At 56.3% G+C, this 21,689-nt stretch carries 15 protein-coding genes; 7 read left to right on the top strand and 8 right to left on the bottom strand.

Features of this window, described 5'->3' with window-relative positions; all coding sequences use genetic code 11:
* Positions 1-52: 52 nt before the first annotated feature.
* The 8 genes from GVI59_RS03690 to GVI59_RS03655 form a co-directional block, all read right to left on the bottom strand.
* Entirely contained in the window at positions 53-1,129 is a 1,077-nt protein-coding gene (locus GVI59_RS03690) for a sulfate/molybdate ABC transporter ATP-binding protein (protein ID WP_173572947.1), read from the bottom strand.
* Positions 1,126-1,950: a sulfate ABC transporter permease gene (locus GVI59_RS03685; protein WP_173572946.1), complete on the bottom strand. Its 825-nt coding sequence runs from the start codon at positions 1,948-1,950 to the stop codon at positions 1,126-1,128. The genes GVI59_RS03690 and GVI59_RS03685 overlap by 4 nt, the downstream gene beginning before the upstream one ends.
* Positions 1,950-2,807: a sulfate ABC transporter permease subunit CysT gene (gene cysT / locus GVI59_RS03680; protein ID WP_173572945.1), complete on the bottom strand. Its 858-nt coding sequence runs from the start codon at positions 2,805-2,807 to the stop codon at positions 1,950-1,952. Before cysT ends, GVI59_RS03685 begins: the two co-directional genes overlap by 1 nt.
* Positions 2,800-3,834, bottom strand: a complete 1,035-nt coding sequence (locus tag GVI59_RS03675) for a sulfate ABC transporter substrate-binding protein (protein ID WP_408736598.1) — start codon at positions 3,832-3,834, stop codon at positions 2,800-2,802. The genes cysT and GVI59_RS03675 overlap by 8 nt, the downstream gene beginning before the upstream one ends.
* A 190-nt stretch (positions 3,835-4,024) precedes the next feature.
* Positions 4,025-5,500 (bottom strand): alpha/beta hydrolase family protein, encoded by a 1,476-nt coding sequence (locus GVI59_RS03670; protein WP_242012923.1) that lies wholly within the window; start codon positions 5,498-5,500, stop codon positions 4,025-4,027.
* A gap of 405 nt (positions 5,501-5,905) precedes the next feature.
* Complete coding sequence (locus GVI59_RS03665; RefSeq protein ID WP_173572942.1) at positions 5,906-7,489, bottom strand: efflux transporter outer membrane subunit; 1,584 nt, start codon at positions 7,487-7,489, stop codon at positions 5,906-5,908.
* Positions 7,486-8,757, bottom strand: a complete 1,272-nt coding sequence (locus GVI59_RS03660) for an efflux RND transporter periplasmic adaptor subunit (RefSeq protein ID WP_173572941.1) — start codon at positions 8,755-8,757, stop codon at positions 7,486-7,488. Before GVI59_RS03660 ends, GVI59_RS03665 begins: the two co-directional genes overlap by 4 nt.
* Positions 8,754-11,933, bottom strand: coding sequence for an efflux RND transporter permease subunit (locus GVI59_RS03655; RefSeq protein ID WP_173572940.1), 3,180 nt, complete (start codon positions 11,931-11,933; stop codon positions 8,754-8,756). The genes GVI59_RS03660 and GVI59_RS03655 overlap by 4 nt, the downstream gene beginning before the upstream one ends.
* Positions 11,934-12,734: 801 nt before the next feature.
* Here GVI59_RS03655 and GVI59_RS03650 point away from each other — a divergent pair.
* The 7 genes from GVI59_RS03650 (at position 12,735) to GVI59_RS03620 (ending at position 21,661) form a co-directional block, all read left to right on the top strand.
* Positions 12,735-12,953 (top strand): hypothetical protein, encoded by a 219-nt coding sequence (locus GVI59_RS03650; protein ID WP_173572939.1) that lies wholly within the window; start codon positions 12,735-12,737, stop codon positions 12,951-12,953.
* Positions 12,934-13,830, top strand: coding sequence for a serine O-acetyltransferase (cysE, locus tag GVI59_RS03645; protein ID WP_173572938.1), 897 nt, complete (start codon positions 12,934-12,936; stop codon positions 13,828-13,830). Before GVI59_RS03650 ends, cysE begins: the two co-directional genes overlap by 20 nt.
* Before the next feature lie 73 nt (positions 13,831-13,903).
* Positions 13,904-15,556: an OprO/OprP family phosphate-selective porin gene (locus GVI59_RS03640; protein WP_173572937.1), complete on the top strand. Its 1,653-nt coding sequence runs from the start codon at positions 13,904-13,906 to the stop codon at positions 15,554-15,556.
* Positions 15,557-15,580: 24 nt separating this feature from the next.
* On the top strand, positions 15,581-16,612 hold the full coding sequence (locus GVI59_RS03635; RefSeq protein WP_173572936.1) for a sulfate ABC transporter substrate-binding protein: 1,032 nt from the start codon (positions 15,581-15,583) through the stop codon (positions 16,610-16,612).
* A gap of 434 nt (positions 16,613-17,046) precedes the next feature.
* A complete protein-coding gene (locus tag GVI59_RS03630; RefSeq protein ID WP_173572935.1) occupies positions 17,047-19,446 on the top strand; it encodes a TonB-dependent receptor domain-containing protein in 2,400 nt (799 codons plus the stop codon).
* A 524-nt stretch (positions 19,447-19,970) separates the two neighbouring features.
* Positions 19,971-20,852: an ABC transporter permease subunit gene (locus GVI59_RS03625; protein ID WP_173572934.1), complete on the top strand. Its 882-nt coding sequence runs from the start codon at positions 19,971-19,973 to the stop codon at positions 20,850-20,852.
* A complete protein-coding gene (locus GVI59_RS03620) occupies positions 20,849-21,661 on the top strand; it encodes an ABC transporter permease (RefSeq protein ID WP_173572933.1) in 813 nt (270 codons plus the stop codon). Before GVI59_RS03625 ends, GVI59_RS03620 begins: the two co-directional genes overlap by 4 nt.
* The last annotated feature ends 28 nt before the right edge of the window (positions 21,662-21,689 follow it).

Raw genomic sequence — 21,689 nt, 5'->3', positions numbered from 1 at the left:
GTCCCTCATGACAACAGGAAAGCTTGAAATCACGCTTTCCGTCTGTTGAATATCACGCGGCAGCGGCGTGCCGACCATCTTTCGCGCTCAGCAGCATCCCGTCACGAAACAAACGCGCTGCATCAATGTGCAGTTTGGCTCCGGACGGAAAAATCTGCTCATTGCTCGAGCCCAGAACTTCCACAATCCGTCCGTTCAGATCAACCGCCAGACGGGAAAGTCCGTAGCGTGAACCGATACGGCGAACCGGCGCGCCACCCGCGTCCGCAGCCAGCCGCACTTCGTGGGGCCTGATCAGCGCAACCGCCGGTCCGTCTTCGTCGATCGCTACCGGAAACGGCACGACGTGCGAAATTTCCGGCAGAAAGAGACCGCCGGAAACGGTGCCCTGGAACGTCAGAGTCTCTCCCAGAAACTCCATGACGAAGGGTGTAGCCGGATGAGCCTCAAGTTCTCCGGCATCCGCGTCCTGCACGATCCGTCCATCCTGCATTACGACCAGCCTGTCAGCGACGTCCAGCGCCTCTTCCTGATCGTGTGTCACAAGGATAGTGGTGAGCCCAAGGCGATCATGCAAGGAGCGGAGCCATTCTCTTACCGTCCGGCGTACGACCGGATCGAGCGCGCCGAACGGCTCGTCGAGCAACAGATGCTTCGGGTTTGTCGCCAGAGCGCGGGCGAGCGCCACACGCTGACGCTGCCCCCCAGACAGGCGCTGCGGGTAAGCGTTGCCGAGATTGGGGAGCTGGATCAACTCCAGCAGCTCTTTCACCCGGCCATCAATCTCGGCTTTGCTCGGGCGCTCGCGGCCCGGCAGGACGTCGAGACCGAATGAGATGTTCTTCGCCACGGTCATGTGCTGGAACAGGGCGTAGTTCTGGAACACAAATCCGACATTGCGCTCACGAGGCGTCAATTCCGAGGAGTCCCGTCCGTCAATCGTCAGCAGCCCCGATGAGTGCGGGTCCAGTCCGGCGATGGAGCGCAGCAGAGTGGTCTTGCCAGCGCCAGATGGCCCGACCAGCGCTACAAACGAACCATCGGGAATATCAACGGAAACCCGGTCAAGCAGAAGACGGTCCGGGTTGCCCGGTGCGCGGCGGATGAGTTTTTCGATGTGTACGCTCATGATCCGGCATCTCCAGCCAGGGTGGCACGTCGTGCCCGGTTTTCAAAAAAGGCTCTGAATCCCACCGTCGTCATGGCCATTATCGCCAGAAGGGCCGCCATGGAGAATGCCGCGACCGACTGATAGCCATTATAGAGTGTTTCGATGTGCAGGGGCATTGTTTCTGTCATGCCCGGAATATGACCGGACACGACGGACACCGCGCCGAACTCGCCCATGGCGCGGGCTGTGGTGAGCAGGATGCCCGAGAGCAACGCCCAGCGTGCATCCGGCAGGGTGACGCGCCAGAGGATCTGCCAGAATGACGCGCCCAGCAGCGTGGCCGCGTCTTCCGCATCACGGCCCTGCTGCTCCATCAGGGGCAGGATCGTGCGCGTGACATAAGGGAATGTGACGAACAGCGTGGCCAGCAGGATACCGGCTGGAGCGAACGCGATGTGGATATTGTAATGATCCAGCGCCGCGCCCCACCAGCCCTGTGAGCCGAACAGCAGCAGCCACACCAGACCGGCGACGACAGGAGACACGCTGATCGGGATTTCGATCAAAGCGACCAGAACGCCGCGGAAGGGAAACCGGTATTTCGAGATCAGCCACGCCGCCAGAACGCCAAAGACGGTGTTGATGACCACCGACAGGACTGTCATCTCCACTGTCAGTCTGATCGCCGAGATGGCGTCCGGATCTGCAAGCGATTGCAGCGCCGTGGGAAGTCCGTCACGCAGGGCTTCCGACAGCACCAGAAGCGGCGGCAGGATCAGAACGACAGCCACAATGAGCCATGTGGCGATGACCAGTGACCATCGGGTGAAAGCGCTCATCAGTTCACTCCCGAGATCAGGCCGCGCGCCACGCGCCGACGCAGCATGGCGACGCCTGCAAGGCAAAGCATGGAGGCGACAAGCAGGAGGAAAGCGATGGAAGTCGCGCCCGCATAATCGAACTCCTGAAGGCGAACGACCACCAGCAGGGGAGCGATTTCGGTTCTGAAAGGCTGATTGCCGGCGATGAAAATGACGGAACCATATTCACCGATGCCTCGTGCGAAGGCGAGTCCGAAGCCGCTGACTGTGGCCGGAAGCAGCGAGGGCAGCACCACCCGCCACACCGTCTGCCATGAGCTTGCGCCGAGCAGTCCGGCCGCTTCTTCCTGTTCCGGAGGCAGGCCGCGCAGGACCGGCTCAACGCTGCGGACGATGAACGGCAGGCCGACAAACATCAGCGCTACGACAATCCCTGCGGTTGAGTAGGCGATGTTGATGCCGAGATGCGCCAGCGGCTTGCCGAGCCACCCCTGCGGCCCATACAGCGTGGCCAGCGTGATGCCTGTCACGGCCGTCGGAATGGCGAACGGCAGATCAATCAGCGCGTCCACAATCCGACGTCCGGGCAGGCGCACCCGCACGAGCGTCCATGTCAGCAGCAGGCCGACTGGCACATTGATCAGGGCTGCAATGAAGGCAGTGACAAAACTGACCCGCAACGCCGCGAACATGCGGCCATCATGCAGGGCCATCGTCATCGCGCCGAGCCCTTCCTGCCAGGGGCGGACGACAAGCGCGGTCAGCGGCAGGGCGACAATCAGTCCGACCCACAACAGGGTTGAAAACAGCGCCAGACGGAAGCCGGGCAGCGGGTCGCTGGTGCGGGGACGCACGGACAGGATCGCCTCAGCCATGCTGCGTATAGATCTGGTCGAAGATCCCTCCCGCCGCGAAATGTCTTTTCTGAACCGCCGCCCACCCGCCAAGACTGGCGATGTCGAATGTTTTTACCTTCGGGAACAATGCGGCATGGACACGCGCCACCGTGCTGTCGGTTGGACGGAAATAATGTGTCGCTGCGATGTCCTGTGCCCTGGGTGTGTAGAGAAATTCGAGATAGTTCTGCGCGACGGTGGTTGTGCCGTGCGTGCGGGCATTGTGATCCACCAGCGCGACCGGAGGTTCCGCCAGAACCGAGAGAGACGGCACAATGATGTCGAAGCGGTCTGGTCCCAGTTCATGGGCGGCGAGCAGGGCTTCATTTTCCCATGCAATCAGAACGTCACCCAGACCACGCTGCACGAAGCTGTTGGTGGCGCCCCGCGCTCCGGCGTCCAGCACCGGCACATGCTGGAAAAGCGCCTGAAGATAGGCGCGGGCCGACGCGTCCGTGCCGCCTTTCTGGTGGAGCGCCCACCCCCATGCCGCGAGATAGTTCCATCGTGCGCCGCCGGACGTTTTCGGGTTGGGCGTGACGACCTGAACATCGCCGCGCACCAGATCCGTCCAGTCGTGGATGGCTTTGGGGTTTCCCTTTCTGACAAGGAACACGATTGTGCTGGTGAATGGCGTGGAATTGTGAGGCAGGCGTTTCTGCCAGTCCGCCGCCACGAGACCCTTCTGCGCCAGCATGTCGATATCGCGGGCCAGACCGAGTGACACGACGTCAGCGGGCGCACCTTCCAGCACGGAGCGGGCCTGTGCGCCGGAACCGCCGTTGGAGGTGCGGACCGTTACAGACGACCCGCTGCTGTCCTTCCAGTTTTCAGAAAAAGCCGCGTTGATCCCACGATAAAGCTCACGTGTGGGATCATAGGAAACATTGAGCAGGGTTGTGGCTGCAAGAGCGGACGTTCCCCGCAGAAATGTGGCTGATCCCGCACAGGCCAGTCCCCCCAGAAGAAGGGCGCGCCGGGAGAGAGCGGAATGGACGTCTGGCAGCATGGCAGGCACTCGGTCGTTCTATATTACGGCACTGGATCGTTGTAATATGATTTTACACATAAGAGGTTGTGTCCATTTAAGCAAGCTGGAGCGGTAATGATATTATATACGATATAAAAATGTTATTTATGCAGCCACTGCGGGTGCGCACGGAAAAGCTTCCGCACTGATCGGAAAATCGGAACTCTCAGTTTATCGTGAACAGATAGGTCAGGGTAACCCGCGGATCACTGGGATCGGCGCTAACCTGTTTGGTAATGGTCACACTGTCTGTCCCATGGAAATCGGGATTGGAACGATATTGCAGGACAGATCCCTTGACGGGAACAGTGTTGCACTTGGTCAGAGGGCCAGTGGTGTGGTGAGTCACTCCGGTCGCGGACGTGCTCATGCGTAATGCGCCATGAACAGGACCTTTGACCAGATTGATCACGGGAACATAGCGCGGAGTGCAGTCCGTGTTGAGGGTCGAATAGAACACCGAGACGACTTTCCCCGCAGGAGCGGCGATAGTCTGCTGCCTTACCAGCGAAGCCGCGTGTCCCTGCCAGACGACACGATTATCGTATGCGTAGAGATGGCAGTTTTGCGTGGCCTTGCTGCAGGCTGACAGAGCGGAGGTGATGGCGTCGAAAGAGTGGCTTCCCACGCTTTCGGCATCATCACCCACGACAAAGGCTCTCGGTGTCTCCTGCGCCAGAAAAGTCTGGTAGGCCTTGCGCATCATGTCGTTCTGAGCGGGAAGTCTGCTGAAGTCGTTCAGGTCCGCATAGCCGGAAGCCGGAGGAGGAAGGATTGGGAGATAATCAGCCACGACAACCCTGTGGGGGAGCCCCGCCCGCTCAAGCATCGCATCCGCCTCTGACATCCACGGTCTGAGACCGTCGGGATCATTCAGGAGGGAATGGGAGTCATTGAGAAAGGGTGGAACATCGATCAGTTCTGCCCTGGGGTTCTTTTCCTTGTAGGCGGCATACATCGCCTTCCAGGATTCTGTCGGAGCCAGAGAATCATTCTCGCCCTGTACCCATAAGGTCGGCAGGTGGGTTTCGGCGCCAAACTCACTCGCTCCTGCCAGCAGCCGGTCAGCATCATCGTGGCAGCTTGAAACATGCATCAGAGGAAAGAACAGAAACTGGGCGCGTGTTCCGGGAAGAGGCATCGTTCCCATGGCCATCTGCACCCAGCCGCCGAAACTGAGGCCCGCCGTGACGATCCGCGTGGCGTCGATGTCTGGAAGCTGTGCGATAGCAGCAGAGATATCCCGTATGTCGTCAGCGTTGCGTCTGGCTGTCGTGGCGAGTTCGCACCCGTCAGAAATCAGCTTGCCTTCCGAACCGGCAAATCCCCTTGGCATGGGACGTAAAACGGCATAGCCGCGAGCAAGAAAATATCCCGAGAGATAGGTGTAGCGGTCGCGTGCTCCATGATTGGAACTGGAAATATGCGAAGCGCCGCCACTGACGATGGCGAGAGGAAGGGGGCCGGCTGTGTGAGGCAACAGCAGGGTTGCTTCAAGAATTGTGCCGTCTCTTGTCGGAAGGTGGAAGAGTTGTTCCGAAAAAGCTGTGTGATGTCCAGCAAGTGTTGTCTGCGTTTCGGATATGGGAGCAATGGAGGCGGCGTGCAGGGAGGAAGGGACGAATGACATCGCGGTGGCCATGATGGCAAGACATGAAACGGCACAGCGATGCATGAGGATACGCCCTTGTTGAGCCTGTCCTGTTCATTCGCGAAAAAGGGCAGGGTGTCAGATAATGCCGACCAGCATCGACAGAGAATTTCCTTTCTATACAGGAAGTATTTGAAAGTGATGAATGCTGTGAAATGCAGGGCTGGGAAGCAGTATTGACCGGATCAGAAGGCTGTATCTGATAACAGCCGTAAAGGCCTCTGATCGTCACCTTTTTTCATAAAGGCGATATTCTCTGCTTCTTATTGGAGTTTTCCTGATAAACCGGGGTAGCTTTAAAGCCACTGCATATTCAGAAAAAGTCATGCCATCGAAAGGGATGCAGAACATCTCCCTTTCGACCGGGCCATGACAGTATTGGCTCCGAGCAGGTTCTTACGGTGCTGTTCCTGCCGGAACTGAAGCCTGAACCGGGCTTGTCAGATCAGCATCGCTGCTGTGTGTCGCCACGGGAACGTCGCCAACCGGCTTCGGCGTATGCAGACCTTCATACTGCAAAGGCTTGAAAGGCCGGATCTGCTTGAGTGCAGGGAGATCCTTCGCCGACCAGCCGCCGCCAAGAGCGCCGACCAGAGCCACGACCGACTGCCGTTGCCGTGTCTGCACACCAACGAGGCTGACACGGGCGACCAGTGCAGCCTGCTGCGCCACGACGACATCAAGATAATTGGTCAGACCGCCAGTATAAAGCTGCATGGTCATCGTCTGGGTGCGGAGAGCCGCATCCACTGCCCTGGTCTGCTGGTCAGTTTCCGTGCGGAGACGATTCGTGTTGGTCAGACCATCTTCCACCTCCTGAAAGGCGGACAGGACCGTCGAGCGATAGTTTTCTTCGGACTGGCGATATTGCGACCAGGAACGCTGTAATTCGGCACGGCGCACACCACCCTGAAACAGGGGCAGGATGGCCTGTGCACCGAACTGGTACATGGAGTTCGACAGCGACGCGAGGTCGAAGCCGTTATCCATGAAGCCGGTCATCGCGTTGAACGTGACGTGTGGGTAAAAAGCGGCGCGCGATACACCGATGGCGCGATTGGCCTGCGCCATGGCCCGCTCGGAGGCGGCGATGTCAGGGCGGCGCTCAAGCAGTGTCGAGGGCAGGCCCGCCGCCGGATGGACATCGGCGAGGGCGATGGTGTCACGTGGCGCTATATGAAAGGAGGCCGGAGCCATGTTCACCAGAACGGCGATGGCATGTTCCATCACGTCCCGGCGCGCCCTGATGTCCGTCTCTTCTGCCTGAGTGGAAGCCAGTTGGGCTTCAGCACGTGATACATCCAGACCGGCCGCGATGGCGCCTGCCAGACGCATGTGGGTGATCTGCACAGCCAGCTGATAATAGCGGATGGAATCCTGATACACGGCGTCCTGCGCATCAAGACCACGCAATGCGATGTAATCGGAGGCCAGTTCCGTCGTCAGACTGAGACGTGCGACAGCATATTCGGCGGCATTTTCCTGTGCCGACTGCTTGGCGATCAGCGTCCGGTTTCTGATGGCGTTCCAGAAGTCCGGCTCCCAGGTCGCCGCCGCCTGATACTGCTCGGAGGACATGTAGACCGGACCGGTCGCACCGCCACCACGCCATAGCCTTTTACGCGAGCTCTTGTTTTTGTCGCCGCTCGCCCCGCCTATGAGTTGCGGATACAGATGAGAGGCCACCTGCGCTGCCACGTCACGGGACTGGGTGAAGTTTTCGGCTGCGGCCTGAAGGTCCGGATTGGCGGCCAGCATCCGCTCTTCCAGTCGATCGAGTTCCGGGTCGCCGAAATCACGCCACCAGTCTGACCGGGGCGCGCCGTCATCCGGCTGCCCGTAACGCATCACGCCCTGACCTTCCCATTGGGCCGGATATACCAGTTTTGTGGGGGCGTAGCGTGGCGCCATGTCACAGCCCGCAAGAGCCGAAGACGCCAAAAAAACGAGAGCGAAGTGACGGGAAAAAGAACGTCTCATTCGTGGTCGCTTGTCTCTGCCGCCGGAGCGGAATTGTCCATCGGCATGGCCCGTACATCGTCATTCTGAGACGGCGCGGCAGGTTTTTTAGGTGGTGTGGACGGCATGTTGTATCCGCGTGTTCCTGGCACAATACGGACCTTGTCGCCGTCCAGCAGCCCTGCGGACGGATTGTTTATGATCCGATCGGAGCGATTGACACCAGCCAGAACCTGCACGGTGGTGCCGAGTACGGTGCCGACCTTCACCGGGACCAGATGCACATGGTCTGTCGGATCAACCACGGCCACCTGCATGCCTTCGGCTCGGAAAATCAGAGCGCCCTGCGGCAGGATCAGAATGTTTGCGTCACCCGGCGCTTCGAAGTGCGCTGTGGCGAATGAGTCAGGCCACAGTTCGCCCAGAGGATTATCAACCATCAGCTCCGTGTTGACTGTACGGGTGTTGGGGTTGAAGGCGGCGGCCGTGGCGACATAACGCGCCTTGAAGGTCCGGCCGGGAAACTGCGGAACACTCAGCGTGGCGGTAAGGGCAGGGCTGATGATGTAGGCGTAATCCTGCGGCACGGAGACGAAGATACGCATGGCGTGGATATCGGCCACACTGAACAGTTCCGTCGCATTGCCGCGTGCGCCGACATCGCCCCGTCCGGCATTCACATAGTCACCGACATCCGCCAGACGCGCTGTCACAACACCGTCGAAAGGCGCCACGATCTTCTTGAACCCTTCGAGGGCCTGATAGCGCTCCATCTCATGACGGGCGGCTTCAACCTGAGCCTTTTCAGCTTCAGCATTGGCGGCCTGCACATCGACTTCCTGCTGGGAAACAGCCTGCGTGCCTTCCAGCGCCTTCCACCGTCTGGAGGTGATCTGGGCGAGCTTGTAGCGGGCGACCGCCACGTCCAGATTGGCCTTGGCCGCAGCATACTGGGCATCGAGGCCCGGTGTGTCGATTTCCGCCAGCACGTCACCGGTCTTCACATGCGCGCCGATGTCCTTGTACCACATCTTCACGTAGCCGGAGACCTGTGCGTAGATCGGAGCCAGATACCAGGCCGAGATATTGGCGGGTAGATCAAGGTTCATATGATCCGGCCCTGGCTGGGCCGTGATGACCTGCACCTGCGGGAGAGCGTTTTCCGTCGTCTCCCGTGCGAGATGGCCATAGTTCATGTTGCGCTGGAAAATGCCCCATGCCGCCAGAACGATGGCGAGAATGACGACAAGGATCAGCACGAGGCGTCCGCGTGAAGTCTGGGCGCTCATGCGGTTTCTCCTTCCGGGTGTGGCATCTGTTTTCCATGACGGCGTGAATGAATGGCGGCGAAGACACACGGTACGAAGATCAGCGTCGAGATTGTCGCGACAATCAGCCCTCCCATGACAGCCCGTCCGAGTGGAGCATTCTGGGAGTTGCTCATGGCCATGGGCAGCATGCCCACGATCATGGCGGATGCCGTCATCAGCACGGGGCGGATACGCTCGAACCCGGCGTCGACCGCCGCTTTCACGGCGTCGCCGTGGCGCATCAACTCGTCACGGGCAAAGGACACCACCAGAATGGAGTTCGCCGTCGCCGTGCCCATGCACATGATCGCACCCGTCAGAGCCGGAACGGACAGAGCCGTGTGGGTCAGGAACAGTGACCAGGCGATACCGGCCAGCGCGCCGGGGAGGGCGGTGATGATGATGAACGGATCAAGCCAGGACTGGAAGTTGACGACAATCACCAGATAGACCAGCAGGATCGACATGGCGAGACCGCCGATCAGCTGGATATAGGCCGCGTTCATTGTCACGCCCTGACCGTTCACGGTCATGGAGGAGCCATGCGGAAGACGTTCCTGCTCCTGCTCGACAATGCGGTCCACCTGTTTCGCCACGCGACCGAGATCAAGCCCCTCATTGGAGGCGTAGATGTCAAAGACCGGCATGATGTTGTAGTGCGCGATTTCGCCGGGCGTGCCGGTCGGGGCAATTTCACTCAGACCCCCCAGAATCTGTGGAGGCACGCCTGTCGGATTGCCATCGCCCTTGTCGATCGGGGTCAGTTCCAGATCATTCAGGGTCTGAAGGAAGTGAGCCGGGGTCTGGATGTCGATCAGATGGGAGACGCCGGTCTTCGGGTCGAGCCAGTAGACCTGTCCGACCTGTGAACTGCCCGACAGTGAGACCAGCATGTTGTTGGTGACATTCGCTTCCGTAATACCGGTTCCCAGCGCGAAGCTGCGTCGTGCGTTGACCAGCAATGTCGGCGTGGTCATCGGCTGCTGAACGGAAATGTCCGTCAGGCCCGGCACATGTCTCAGACGGGCGGCAAGCCGGTTGGCGAAGGCGAAATTGTCTTTCAGGTTTCGACCCACAATCTGCACATCCAGCGGAGCAGGCGCGCCAAAGTTAAGGATCTTTGCGGTCAGGTCGGCAGGCTGGAACGTGATCTGCGTGCCCGGGAAGGTGCGCGCAAGTCCGTTGCGTAGAATATGACGGTATTCCGCGACCGGTGATTCCTCATTCCTGAGCGTGATCGTTAGATCGCAATCCTGCGTCCCGACGGTTGGCGTAGGAATGAAGGCCTGATTGAGGGCGCTGAACGGCAGGCCGCAGTTATCGACAATCGTCTCAACCTGTCCCGGCAGCAGACGGCTGATCTCGTCATTGATGAGCTGCGAGATCTTGCCGGCTTCTTCAATGCGCGTGCCGAGGGGGGCTCGCATATGCATGGCGAGCGAGTTCGATTTGATCTCGGGGAAGAAATCCTGCCCCACGAAAAACAGCAGACCGAGTGATGAGAGCGCAGCGACGAGGAAGCCGCCGATAAAGGAGCCGCGAATGTTCTGGAGGCCCGCCAGCATGTCACGATAGGCGTGGCGGAACCGTTCGAACTTCGCTTCAAACCCGCGCTGGAACCGGCCGAAGAAGGATTTCGGCTCCCCTGCGCCATGTCCGTGTCCGGCGGCGACCTGCGCCGCCAGCATGTATTTGGCCATGGTCGGAACGAGCGTTCTGGACAGGATGAAGGAGGCGATCATCGCGAAGATGATGGCTTCGGCCATCGGCATGAACAGCCATCCGGCCACACCGCTGAGCTGGAAGAGCGGCATCCAGACGATGCAGATGCAGAGCGTGGAGACGAAGGTGGCGATGACGATCTGGTTGGCGGCGTCAATGATGGCTGTTTCCAGATCCTTGTCCATGGCCAGATGCGCGTCGATATTTTCGATCATGACCGTCGCGTCATCGACCAGAATACCCACGGCCAGCGCCAGACCGCCCAGCGTCATGACGTTGATGGTCTGACCGGCCCAGCCCAGAGCGATGATCGAACACAGCATGGCGAGCGGGATGGAGGTCGCGATGATGACGGTCGATCGCCACGAGCCGAGGAACAGCAGCACGACCAGCCCGGTCAGACACGCGGCGGTCAGCATCTCCTGCACCACGTCCCGAACGGATTCCTTCACGAACGTGGAAGCGTCGTTGATGACGTGAATATCAACGCCGGAAGGGAGGGTTTTCTGAATGCCCGGCAGGAGTTTCTTGACTCCCGCCACGACATCCAGTGTCGAGGCGTCACCACTCTTCATGATGACGATCAGAACACCCTGCTGCCCTTTGACCAGCACAAGATTGGTCTGTGGAGGGCCGCCCTGATGCACCCAGGCGACGTCACGCATATAGACGACGGAGTTCCCGACCTGTTTGATCGGCAACTCATTCAGTGAGTCGATTTCCCGTGGTGAAGCATTGGTCTGCACCATCCAGTCAAAGGTGCCGATCTTCTGGTCACCGGCGGGAAGCACGATGTTCTGCTTTCCGAGCGCCGTGGACACATCTACTGGCGACAGCCCGTGCGCAAGCAGCTTGGTCGGATCAAGATCCACCATGACGTTGCCCGGCTGGCCACCATACGGATTGGGAATGGCCGCTCCTGCCACCGACACCAGAGCCGGTCGGATCAGGTTCGACGACATGTCGTAGATTTCGGAGGCCGTCAGATGTGTTGAAGACACCTGAAGCGTCAGAACCGGAACGGAAGAAGCGTTGTAGGTGAGGACCAGTGGGGGGGTGGACCCCGTCGGCATCTGTTTCAGAACGGTCTGGGAAACGGCGGTGATCTGCGTCTGCGCGGCGGAGGGGTCCGTGCCGGGCTGGAAGAACACCTTGACGATCCCACGTCCGTAATAGGACTGGCTTTCGATGTGTTCGATGTTATTGACCGTAGCGGTCAGGGCGCGTTCATAGTAATAAATGACACGGCCGGACATATCTTCCGGCATAAGCCCCGTATAGGTCCAGACGACGGCGACTACAGGAATGCGAATGCTTGGAAAGACGTCTGTCGGCGTCGATACAATAGCACGAAGACCAAAAACCAGAATCAGGATCGACAGAACGACGAAAGTATAAGGGCGCTTCAGCGCGACCAGAACGATCTCATTCATGCCGATCCGTTTCCGGTCTGCTCTGAGCTGGATGTAATGTTCATACGGTCCTCTGTGACAGCAGGCACGGCAGGGTGCCAGTAAATTACTTTTTAGGGTGCGTTCTGTGTTCGTACGTACCCACGCCCAACATGAAATTACGGTAAACTATGGTGAAAGTTTCCCGCTTCCGATGCTGTCGATGTTTTTCCGGTCTCTGACTTACTGACGGTTTTATCAGAGGGCAAACGCTTCTTGTAAGGAAACCTGCCAAAAGCAGCAGTCCTGAAGCCTCTGGAAAATTTCGCCTGATGAGACTGTGTCGCTGGTTTTTCGCAGAGCATCCTGTCCTGGAAGCGGTTGTGAAAAATATTTGTGACAACGGCGCGCACAATGCACTAATTTAAATTGTAATATGGTTGCGTCAGCTTTTCTCAGCTTTTTCGATTCTGTTCGGGAAAGAAAATCACGGATGAGAAAGTTTTTTGATGAAAAGATTCCCAGAGGCTGAATTAATTTAAGTTATTGATATAAATATATAACATTTAAACTATTTAAAATAGTTATATGATTTTGTCGTATTGTTATACCCGTTTTCGTATTCGTTGTTTGTTGACCCTGTGATGTGAGTGTGTCTCTAATGCTTCCACACCACAAAGGGTGTTTTGAGAAAGATGAGAGTCATGCACGCGATGTCAGATCGAATGTGTCGCACGGCCCGATGTCGGGTCGACTGCGTCGACGCCATGCAGGGCGTCACTTACCCCCGATAGCCGACAGCGATCTGTCGGCCAGCCATTTTGGTCAGGAAGGCAGATTGCCATGTATGAGTCTCATACTGTTGAAATCGATGGCGTTTTTCTAGGCACCATCATTCTGGATACCAACCGGACGTCGCATCGCTTCTACGCGACACACGATAGCGTCCGCGTTCTGCACAATCAGATTCTGAACGAAAGAAGAGAACTGGTGCGTCGCGCCGCCGCACAGTTCCGGGGCTCCGCACGAGATGGAGGCCCTCATGCTTATCGCCCGGTCTGAGGGCCTCGACGTTGAGGCTCCGGTTCAGGGGGAGCATGAGCCGCCACTTCCGGACAGCGCCCACAGTCTGTTTGCTCACACACCGAAAGAGAACTCGGCCGAACTCTGGCAGATGATGCGCAAGGAAGCGCGCCTCAACGCCGATATGGTTCTGATAGGGCTGATCCGAAGCTGCATTCTGGATCAGCAGGATCTGGCGGGAGGGCTGGCGCGTCTCCTCTCCTCCAAGTTCGTGGGGGAGATGGTGCCTGCGCAGGTCCTTGAAGCCCTGATGCGAGACTTCTTCCTGACATGGCCGGACGCCGTTGAAACAGCGGCGGCAGATCTGCGCTCCATTCGGGAAAGAGACCCTGCTGCTGTCGACCACATTACGCCTTTCCTCTTTTTTAAAGGTTTTCAGGCCGTTCAGGCGCATCGTGTCGCGCACTGGCTATGGCAGGAGAACCGGAAGTTTCTCGCGCGCTATATTCAGGGCAGGGCGTCAGAACTCTTTGCTGTCGATATCCATCCCGCGGCGAAACTGGGAAAAAGAATCATGTTCGATCATGGTACTGGCATTGTGGTGGGTGAAAGTGCTGTGGTGGAGGATGATGTCGCCCTTCTGCAGAATGTCACGCTGGGCGGAACAGGTAAGGAAGGAGGAGATCGACATCCGAAAGTGCGTCGTGGCGCACTGATTGGAACCGGCGCAAAAGTGCTGGGCAATATCGAGATTGGTGAAGGCGCAAAAATAGGCGCGGGAGCAATCGTTTTAAAATCTGTTGAACCCTATACGACTGTTGTCGGTAATCCAGCCCGTCCCGTGGGGAAGAGGCATACCGAATTACCTTCTCTGACAATGGATCAGTCTCTACCCGTTATGGATTATGTGATCTGAATGATCGGATGATCTGCTTTTCCTGACCCCTTTCCGCAAAAGCGACTGTTTTTCTCAAGTGACCGGGCTTTCAATGAACACGACCTTCCGCCGGACATTGCTTCTGGCTTCACCTTTTCTCGCGTCAACGCTCCCACATAACGCCAATGCACGCTCCACCGACCCTGAAGTGCTGGAACTGCGCCGTGAACTCGCCGCCATGCGGCAGGAAATGGCGGAAATGCGTCATGATTTCAGGGTGCAGACCAATCACAGTCGCACCAACGCAGTCCATGATGCTGCGGCAAAATTCCGACATCATGACTCGCATCTGGCGACTGCCGATTCCGAGGAAGTAAAGCCGGTTTTTTCCCAGGCTGCGGCGCGTCCCACTGGTCCACGATCTCCGTCTGAAAGCCGGATCGCCCTGCCGGAAGGACCCGTGCAGTCCTGGGCCGATTTCAAGGCCGCTAGCGCCAAAAGCGAAATCCTGCAGATTGGCGGCATGCAGATCGGCTTCCCGAACGGACGACCAACCATTGCTTCTGAAGATGGTTCATACGCCTTTTCAGTTGGCCTGCTCGCTCAGGAAGATTTCGGTGGCTTTCTCGACGCAGGTCCGAGGGGCAACGAAGCCAAGGGAAATTTTAACAATTTCACCCAGAATGCCCGTCGTTTGTGGCTTTATTTTCTCTGGCGTTACAAGGATTGGGTCGTCAAAGTGACACCTAACTTTGGTTCTAGTTCCGTTGACGGCACCGTTGGTCTGTTTGAAGCGAATCTAAATTACACTGATCTGAGAAACACCATTTTGACAGTGGGCTATTTTCAACCGCGTATGGAAGAGGAAAGCGCGGAGCGATCCAGCGCATTTGAATTCCTTGAACGTCCGACCATCGTCGATCTGGTCCGTAACATTGCGGGTGGCGTGGCGCGCTTCAGCGTGGGTGGCGAGCATTGGGAAAAACGCTGGCTGGCGGCAGCCTATTTCACGGGGCAGAAATTTGGTGACCGGAACAAGGATACGACCATCACCGACAGTCAGACCGGTGGTGTCGCCCGTATCGCCGGTCGTCCTTATGTGAGCAAGGACATTGACGTCCATGTCGGCGCAGGCGCGACTGCGGCCTTCAAACTCAATGAAAATTCTTCTGGTCGCAACTATACGTTCAGCGATAACATGGAAGTTCCTCTTGGGGAGACCTCTCTGCTGACATCCGGTGCGCTCAAGGATGTGTCGCAGATATGGGCGGCAGGACCGCAGCTGGCCTTCCGCTGGAAAAACCTTCTGCTGAAAAGCGAATATTACCATATCGGCGTTTCCCGCGGGAATCAGCCTGCCGGCACCAACCTGCCTTCTCTGGGTTTTGACGGCTGGTACGTGGCGGCCAACTACACGATCTTTGGCCATCCACGCGCCTACAATCCGAAGATTGCAGCGTTCACGACGCCCGGTATCGAATATGATTTCGATCCGGCTCACAATCACTGGGGAGCGCTGGAGTTCAGCGGTCGCTGGAGCGTAACCGACCTTGGCGATGTTCCCAGCCAGGGAGGGACTGGGGTCAACGGAAACCAGCAGACCGTCTGGCAGGCAGGATTCAACTGGTATCCCAACCAGCATATAAAATTCATGCTGGATTATGCACACTATATCGTATCCCGCTCGAAAGGTGTCAGCGGCGGTGTCAATGTTCTTGGACGTGATGGCAATGCCATCGTCGCCAGAGCGCAAGCGGCATTCTGAGCAGAAAGACTGGAAATACACGTGATGAAGAATACTCTTGCTTTCAGCCGCCGTTCTCTTCTCAAGGGAGGCGTTGCTGCTGGTGTGGCCGGTCTTGTCGGGGGTATGCATTCAGCACAGGCGGCAAGCTGGTCGCTTCTGAATGTTTCCTACGATCCGACCCGCGAACTTTACGCCGATATCAACAAGGCGTTTTCGGCATTCTGGTCAAAGGACCATCCGGACGACCGTGTTCTGGTCAAGACATCCCATGGAGGTTCCGGGGCGCAGTCACGCTCGGTTCTGGAAGGCGCTCCTGCCGATATCGTCACTCTGGGACTGGCCTACGATATCGACATTCTGGCGCAGCACGGATTGCTTGCGACCGACTGGCAGAAGCGTCTGCCGCACAATTCCACGCCCTTTACCAGCACAATCGTGTTTCTGGTGCGCAAGGGCAATCCGAAGAATATTCATGATTGGCCCGACCTGATCCGTGACGATGTGTCGGTGATCACGCCCAACCCGAAGACATCGGGCGGGGCACGCTGGAACTATCTTGCCGCTTGGGGCTGGGCGCTCCGCACGCACGGTCAGTCAGAAGATGCCGCAAAGGACTACCTGAAAGCTCTCTTCAAGCACGTGCCCGTTCTCGATACGGGAGCAAGAGGAGCAACAAATTCGTTCGTGCAGCGTCATCTGGGTGACGTGCTGATTGCATGGGAAAATGAAGCGCTCCTTGCTGCGCGTGATGTCGGACCGGACCAGTTTGATATCGTTGTGCCGTCTGTCAGCGTTCTTGCCGAACCCCCTGTCGCCGTCGTTGACAAAAACGTCAAGGCGCATGGCACGGAGGCTGTCACAACAGCTTATGCAGAGTTCCTCTTCGCTCCAGAGGCCCAGAAACTGGGAGCAAAGCATTATTATCGGCCGGTTGATCCTGCGGTCCTTGCCGAAACCAAAGGCGTTTTCCAGACGATCGAGACGTTTGATATCGCAAGTCTTGGTGGCTGGCAGGCTGTACAGAAAAAGCATTTCAGTGAAAACGGAGTGTTCGATCAACTGTATAGCAAATAATATCGGGTGATTTCTGGTGGCTGGTTGGTATGACTGCCGGCTATCAGTTCAGGATCATTGAGGCAACTCCAGATGGAGTGCCCGGATCAAGTGTATCAATAAACAATGAGTTAGAATGGTATCCGTGATCCGGTCTGAATAAATGCTCTACGGGAGTGTCGGGATCACGCTGGATAGACAGGCTGGGTTATCGGTCGAAAGCGTCGTTAGTCGCATTGAGCAGGCTTGCCATTGATCAGAAAAGTCATTCTTTAAAAGAAACAATCGTGTCGCAATGCGCATGAAAACCGTCGGTTTTTTTATTCCGATATCGAAACGTAAAAGCTATCGAATACGCATCCTAACGAGCCTGTGAGCTCAATGAGAGGAGCGTCATGTCTGTGAAGAGATTGTTCACGATACAAAGAAAAACGGTCTTTTTATCTGCACTCTGTATGACAACGATTTTGTCCTCTTATCCCTTGTTCCATGATGACGCCCTTGCCGCCAGCACGCATGGCCATCAGTCGCCCGGTTCGCCCAAAGTCGCGTCAAAACCAGTGGTGGCAGGCCGGAAACACAAGACGCCAACCTCCATGGAGGCTTCTGGCGAAGGAGAGGCGATCAAGGTTTCCATCCGTCGCCGTGCGGCCGCTGGGCATGTTCTGGTCTCCCGGGCCGCAATCGCACGTCTGTCTCCGGGCATGAACCCGATGGCGGCCCTGAACCAGTCACCGGGGATCAATTTCCAGTCCGCTGATGCGCTGGGGTCGTCCACATGGGGGACACAGATCTACATGCATGGCTTTGCCCAGAAGGATGTTGGCGTCACTCTGGATGACATGCCTCTCGGGGAAATGACTTATCGTAACTACAATGGTGTCAATCCAACTCTTGCGATCGCACCGGAAAATGTAGCCGGAATCGATGTGTCTCAGTCGGCGGGCGCGGAAGAGGTCGCGGCGAGCAACAATCTGGGCGGTTCACTTGCCTATCGGTCCATTGATCCTGCCCACAAGCTGGGGGCATCCCTTCAGCAGGGCTTTGGCAGCTATTCGATGTACCATACCTACACCCGGATAGACAGCGGTGACCTGAACCCGACGGGAACGCGGTTCTACGTTTCTTACCTGCGGAATGACCAGCAGAAATGGAAAGGCGCTGGTGAACAGTTTTCGCAGCAGGCTACCGCCAAGCTGATCCAGCCGATCGCACAGCAGAGCGCCTTGTCAGCCTATTTCAATTATTATGATATGCATTCATACGAGTATCAGGACTTGTCACCGGAAGTTATCCAGAAACTGGGTTACAAGGTGGATAACTATTATAACGGCAAGGCCAGTGGATATCTGGCGGCGGTGAATGCCAGCAAGGGGATCTATCCCAAGGGATTTGAGAAGCTGTCCGACCCTCTGGACGCGTCCTATTATGACGGGCCGACCAACGAACACGGCTTCATGGGATACCTGAAATCGGATCTGACACTGACTGATCAACTGAAATGGGTGACCACGGCCTATGGTCACGCTGATATGCAGAAGACCGGCTGGAATTCTCCCTATTTCGCTTCGCCTAACGGTTCGCCGCTCAGTGAAATTGTCAAGGAGCCTTCTTTCCGGCGGTTCGGTATCCTGTCCAAGATGTCCTATGACATTGCGCGAAACCATATTGGTCTTGGCGTCTGGTATGAGAACAATGCCTACCAGTCCTCAATGTGGGCATATGAGCAGCCCAATGTCGTCAATGGTCAGATCGTCGGCGGGCTTCCGAACAATCTCGGGCACTATGGCAAGCCTTTTGCAGAAATATTTAACCAGAACTATAATTCCAACACCTTCACGGCATTTGTAAACGATACTTACCGGCCGATACAGAATCTTGCCCTGCATTTTGGTTTCAAATCCATCCTCTCGACACAAAGGGTCGGCGATGGATATCTGAGTAGCGCTTATTACGGCGCTTCGAGCGGAGGCATTACTTCCGGCGAAAGTCTGACCACGGCGAAGGCCTTTCTTCCACATATTGGCGTCGATTATAGATTTTTGAAAAATAACGAGATATTCATAGATATTTCTGAGAATGCCCGAACCTACATGGAATCGGGATTCAAGCTTTCAGCTTCGCCTTTCGCGGTCACGCAAGCGGCGTACGATTTGAGCCGTAATTCAATACGTCCTGAAAAAGACTGGACATATGCCATCGGTTATCGTTACTCGGATCGTCTGATGGATGCTTCGGTCTATGCTTATCGGACCAATTATTTCAACCGCCTTCAGCAGATTACTTCTGGATCGCTGCTTAACCCGGTGTCAGCGGTCGAGAATGTCGGCGGCATAACCATGAACGGCGTGGACGCGCAATTTGTCATCCGGCCAATCCGCAATCTTTCTATATCCAACAGTGTCAGTTACAATCACGCAGTTTACGATCAGAATATCATACAGCAGGGTGTGGCCTATCACACCAAGAATCAGCAGGTCGTGAATTATCCGCGTTTCATGTACAAGGCCAACCTCGCCTATGACTGGCGTAGCCTGAGCTTTTATATCGAGGGCAACTATATCGGCCGTAGAAATTACGATTATTCCGGGCAGATTCACGCTCCCAGTTACTGGCTCGCCAATCTCGGACTGCAATGGCACGTCAAGAAGCCGTCGGGTGATGGGTCGCGCCTGGGCGGTTTTGTTAAAGGTCTGACCGTGGCGTTCAATCTCAACAACATTACCAATCAGTATTACGTGGCCACGATGGGTGAAAATGGAAACCCACTCGATTCAGCAAGTGGCTACAGCTTTCAGTCCATGATCCTTGGTATGCCAAGGACCACTTTCGGTTCTATCAAAGCCGATTTCTGATTTTAAGATTTCGTTGTAGGAAAGCCTTGATCTTAGGTTTTCCTACAGCGGAATTGTCCTTTGGTCATGAGTGCTGGCATTTCTATTTACTGCTATCCGGCTTCTGCCTCTGGACCTGTTGTCTTCTATGCCAAGGAGCCATGATGGCTTTTTGCCAAATGACACTCGGGCACTCTCAGACTGTGCAGAAAAAGCATTTCAGCGAACAGGGGGGTGTTAAACCAACTCTTTGCAGTAAATCAGGCGATGGGAGTTACGGCGACTGGTTATTACGATGGTCAGCCATCCGTTCAAGGTGAGTGTTTTTGGCTCTTGGGAGTGGAGTTGTGAATTCGGATATAAAAACAAACGATTGTATGGTCAGAACCTGTTTATATAAGGCAGAATACATATTAACGCTATGATTTAAAAAGATATTTTTTATTTTCACTGTTTATTTTTCGTTTTGATATAAAAACATATTGACCGCATTTCTTCTTATATGAAACTCTGCGTCATGATTTCATATTTGAGAGATCGCCTGAGTGATATTCACCAAGCCCGATAAAACGTCCGGAGCGGGAAGCGTTCTTTTCCGTTGTGGCATTTTCCTTCCCGGCACAGTGCTCGGGCTCGGGCTGGTTGTCTTTTCATTGAGCCTCGTCACGTTCTTTGCATTTCGACACAATGATGGGTCGTTGCTTGGGAGAGGTTGGACGGGTTCGAACTTTCTGACCATCCTTACAGATCCGCTCTATGTCAGGATTGCTCTGCGGTCTGTGATTCTGGCGGGGCTTGCAACGCTGGCGACGGTCATCGCCGCTTACCCGGTGGCTTACTGCATTGCAGTTCATGGCGGACGTTACCGAAAACTAGTTCTGTTTCTTGTCACTCTTCCATTCTGGACCAGTTATCTCCTGCGTGTTTTCGCATGGAAGATCGTGCTTGCTTATAACGGCGTTCTGAATTCGTTTCTGGTCGGAACAGGGCTGCTCCACGAACCCTCGCTGGCCTTTCTGAATACACCAGCGGCCGTTGTCGTGACGCTGGCGCACGCCTATGCGCCCTTCGCCATCCTGCCGATCTACACCGCGCTGGAAAGCATGCCCGGTTCTCTGCTGGAAGCGGCTGCCGATCTCGGAGCCCGCCCACTGACGGCCTTCCGACGTATCGTTCTGCCGTATTCATTTCCGGGCGTTCTGACCGCCATCATGGTGGTTTTCATCCCTACAGTGGGCGATTACGTGACACCGGCTCTCGTGGGTGGACCACAGAGTGTGATGATCGGCTCTCTGATCGAAATGCAGTTCGGTCGGGCGAATGACTGGCCGTTCGGAGCCGCACTGTCCGTCGCTGTCATGCTGGTCATTGCAGGCCTGATCGCTCTTCTCAGAAAAACCGAAGCCGGAAAAGAGAGCAGGTTATGAGATTGCCTGTTATTCCCGTCCGTCAGTCCTCGTCTTCCGGGATGCTCCTGTGGGCGTATGTGTTCTGCTATCTTGTCTTTCTTTACCTGCCGATCTGTCTGATACCACTGTTTTCTTTCAATGATTCCATTCAGGCGGCTTTTCCGCTGAAGGGGTTCACTTTTGCCTGGTATCGTACCCTTCTGCACAATGAGGGCGTAAGAAATGCTCTTTTCACAAGCCTGAAAGTCGGACTGACATCGGCCGCTCTCGCCACGGTTTGTGGGATCACGATCGCCTATGCCGATGTATTCGTCCGAAACAGATTTTCCAGACTCCTTTCGTTTCTGGTCAAACTTCCCATTCTGATACCGGGCGTCATTATCGGTATCGCCATGCTGATCGTGGCTAATCTTGTCGGGATCGGCCCTTCCGCAGGCGCCATCATCTGCGGCCATATTCTGCTGGCCATGCCCGCAACCGTCATGGTCATGCATGCGAGATTCGCCGGTATTTCCCGCTCGATCCCTGAAGCGGCGGAAGATCTCGGCGCGCGGGAATGGACGTTGATGCGGCGTATTCTGCTGCCCATGGCGGCGCCCGCTATGGGATCTGCGTTCATGCTGGCCTTTCTGACCAGCTTTGATGAATTCATCATCGCTTTTTTCCTCACCGGATCACAGCCCACACTGCCAGTCTATATCTGGGGGCAGCTCCGTTTCCCGAGGTCGCTTCCAATCGTCATGGCACTGGGCAGCGTCATTCTGGCGGTGAGTGTTGTTGTAGCCGCCCTTTCCGAGCTGATACGGCGAAGAGGGCAGAACGCGTAATCATCCAAAGGTATCAAAAGGGAGAAGA

It is taken from the genome of Acetobacter sicerae (genome assembly GCF_011516765.1).
Classification (GTDB): Bacteria; Pseudomonadota; Alphaproteobacteria; order Acetobacterales; family Acetobacteraceae; genus Acetobacter; species Acetobacter sicerae.
Note: the sequence above shows the minus strand (reverse complement) of the source record. Positions and strands in the feature narration are given on the sequence as shown.

Bases quoted from the DNA above. Each gene is read 5' to 3' on its own strand.
- GVI59_RS03690 (WP_173572947.1), bottom strand. From the start codon at position 1,129: ATGAGCGTACACATCGAAAAACTCATCCGCCGCGCACCGGGCAACCCG.
- GVI59_RS03685 (WP_173572946.1), bottom strand. From the start codon at position 1,950: ATGAGCGCTTTCACCCGATGGTCACTGGTCATCGCCACATGGCTCATT.
- cysT (WP_173572945.1), bottom strand. From the start codon at position 2,807: ATGGCTGAGGCGATCCTGTCCGTGCGTCCCCGCACCAGCGACCCGCTG.
- GVI59_RS03670 (WP_242012923.1), bottom strand. From the start codon at position 5,500: ATGGCCACCGCGATGTCATTCGTCCCTTCCTCCCTGCACGCCGCCTCC.
- GVI59_RS03665 (WP_173572942.1), bottom strand. From the start codon at position 7,489: ATGAGACGTTCTTTTTCCCGTCACTTCGCTCTCGTTTTTTTGGCGTCT.
- GVI59_RS03660 (WP_173572941.1), bottom strand. From the start codon at position 8,757: ATGAGCGCCCAGACTTCACGCGGACGCCTCGTGCTGATCCTTGTCGTC.
- GVI59_RS03655 (WP_173572940.1), bottom strand. From the start codon at position 11,933: ATGAATGAGATCGTTCTGGTCGCGCTGAAGCGCCCTTATACTTTCGTC.
- GVI59_RS03650 (WP_173572939.1), top strand. From the start codon at position 12,735: ATGTATGAGTCTCATACTGTTGAAATCGATGGCGTTTTTCTAGGCACC.
- cysE (WP_173572938.1), top strand. From the start codon at position 12,934: ATGCTTATCGCCCGGTCTGAGGGCCTCGACGTTGAGGCTCCGGTTCAG.
- GVI59_RS03640 (WP_173572937.1), top strand. From the start codon at position 13,904: ATGAACACGACCTTCCGCCGGACATTGCTTCTGGCTTCACCTTTTCTC.
- GVI59_RS03635 (WP_173572936.1), top strand. From the start codon at position 15,581: ATGAAGAATACTCTTGCTTTCAGCCGCCGTTCTCTTCTCAAGGGAGGC.
- GVI59_RS03630 (WP_173572935.1), top strand. From the start codon at position 17,047: ATGACAACGATTTTGTCCTCTTATCCCTTGTTCCATGATGACGCCCTT.
- GVI59_RS03620 (WP_173572933.1), top strand. From the start codon at position 20,849: ATGAGATTGCCTGTTATTCCCGTCCGTCAGTCCTCGTCTTCCGGGATG.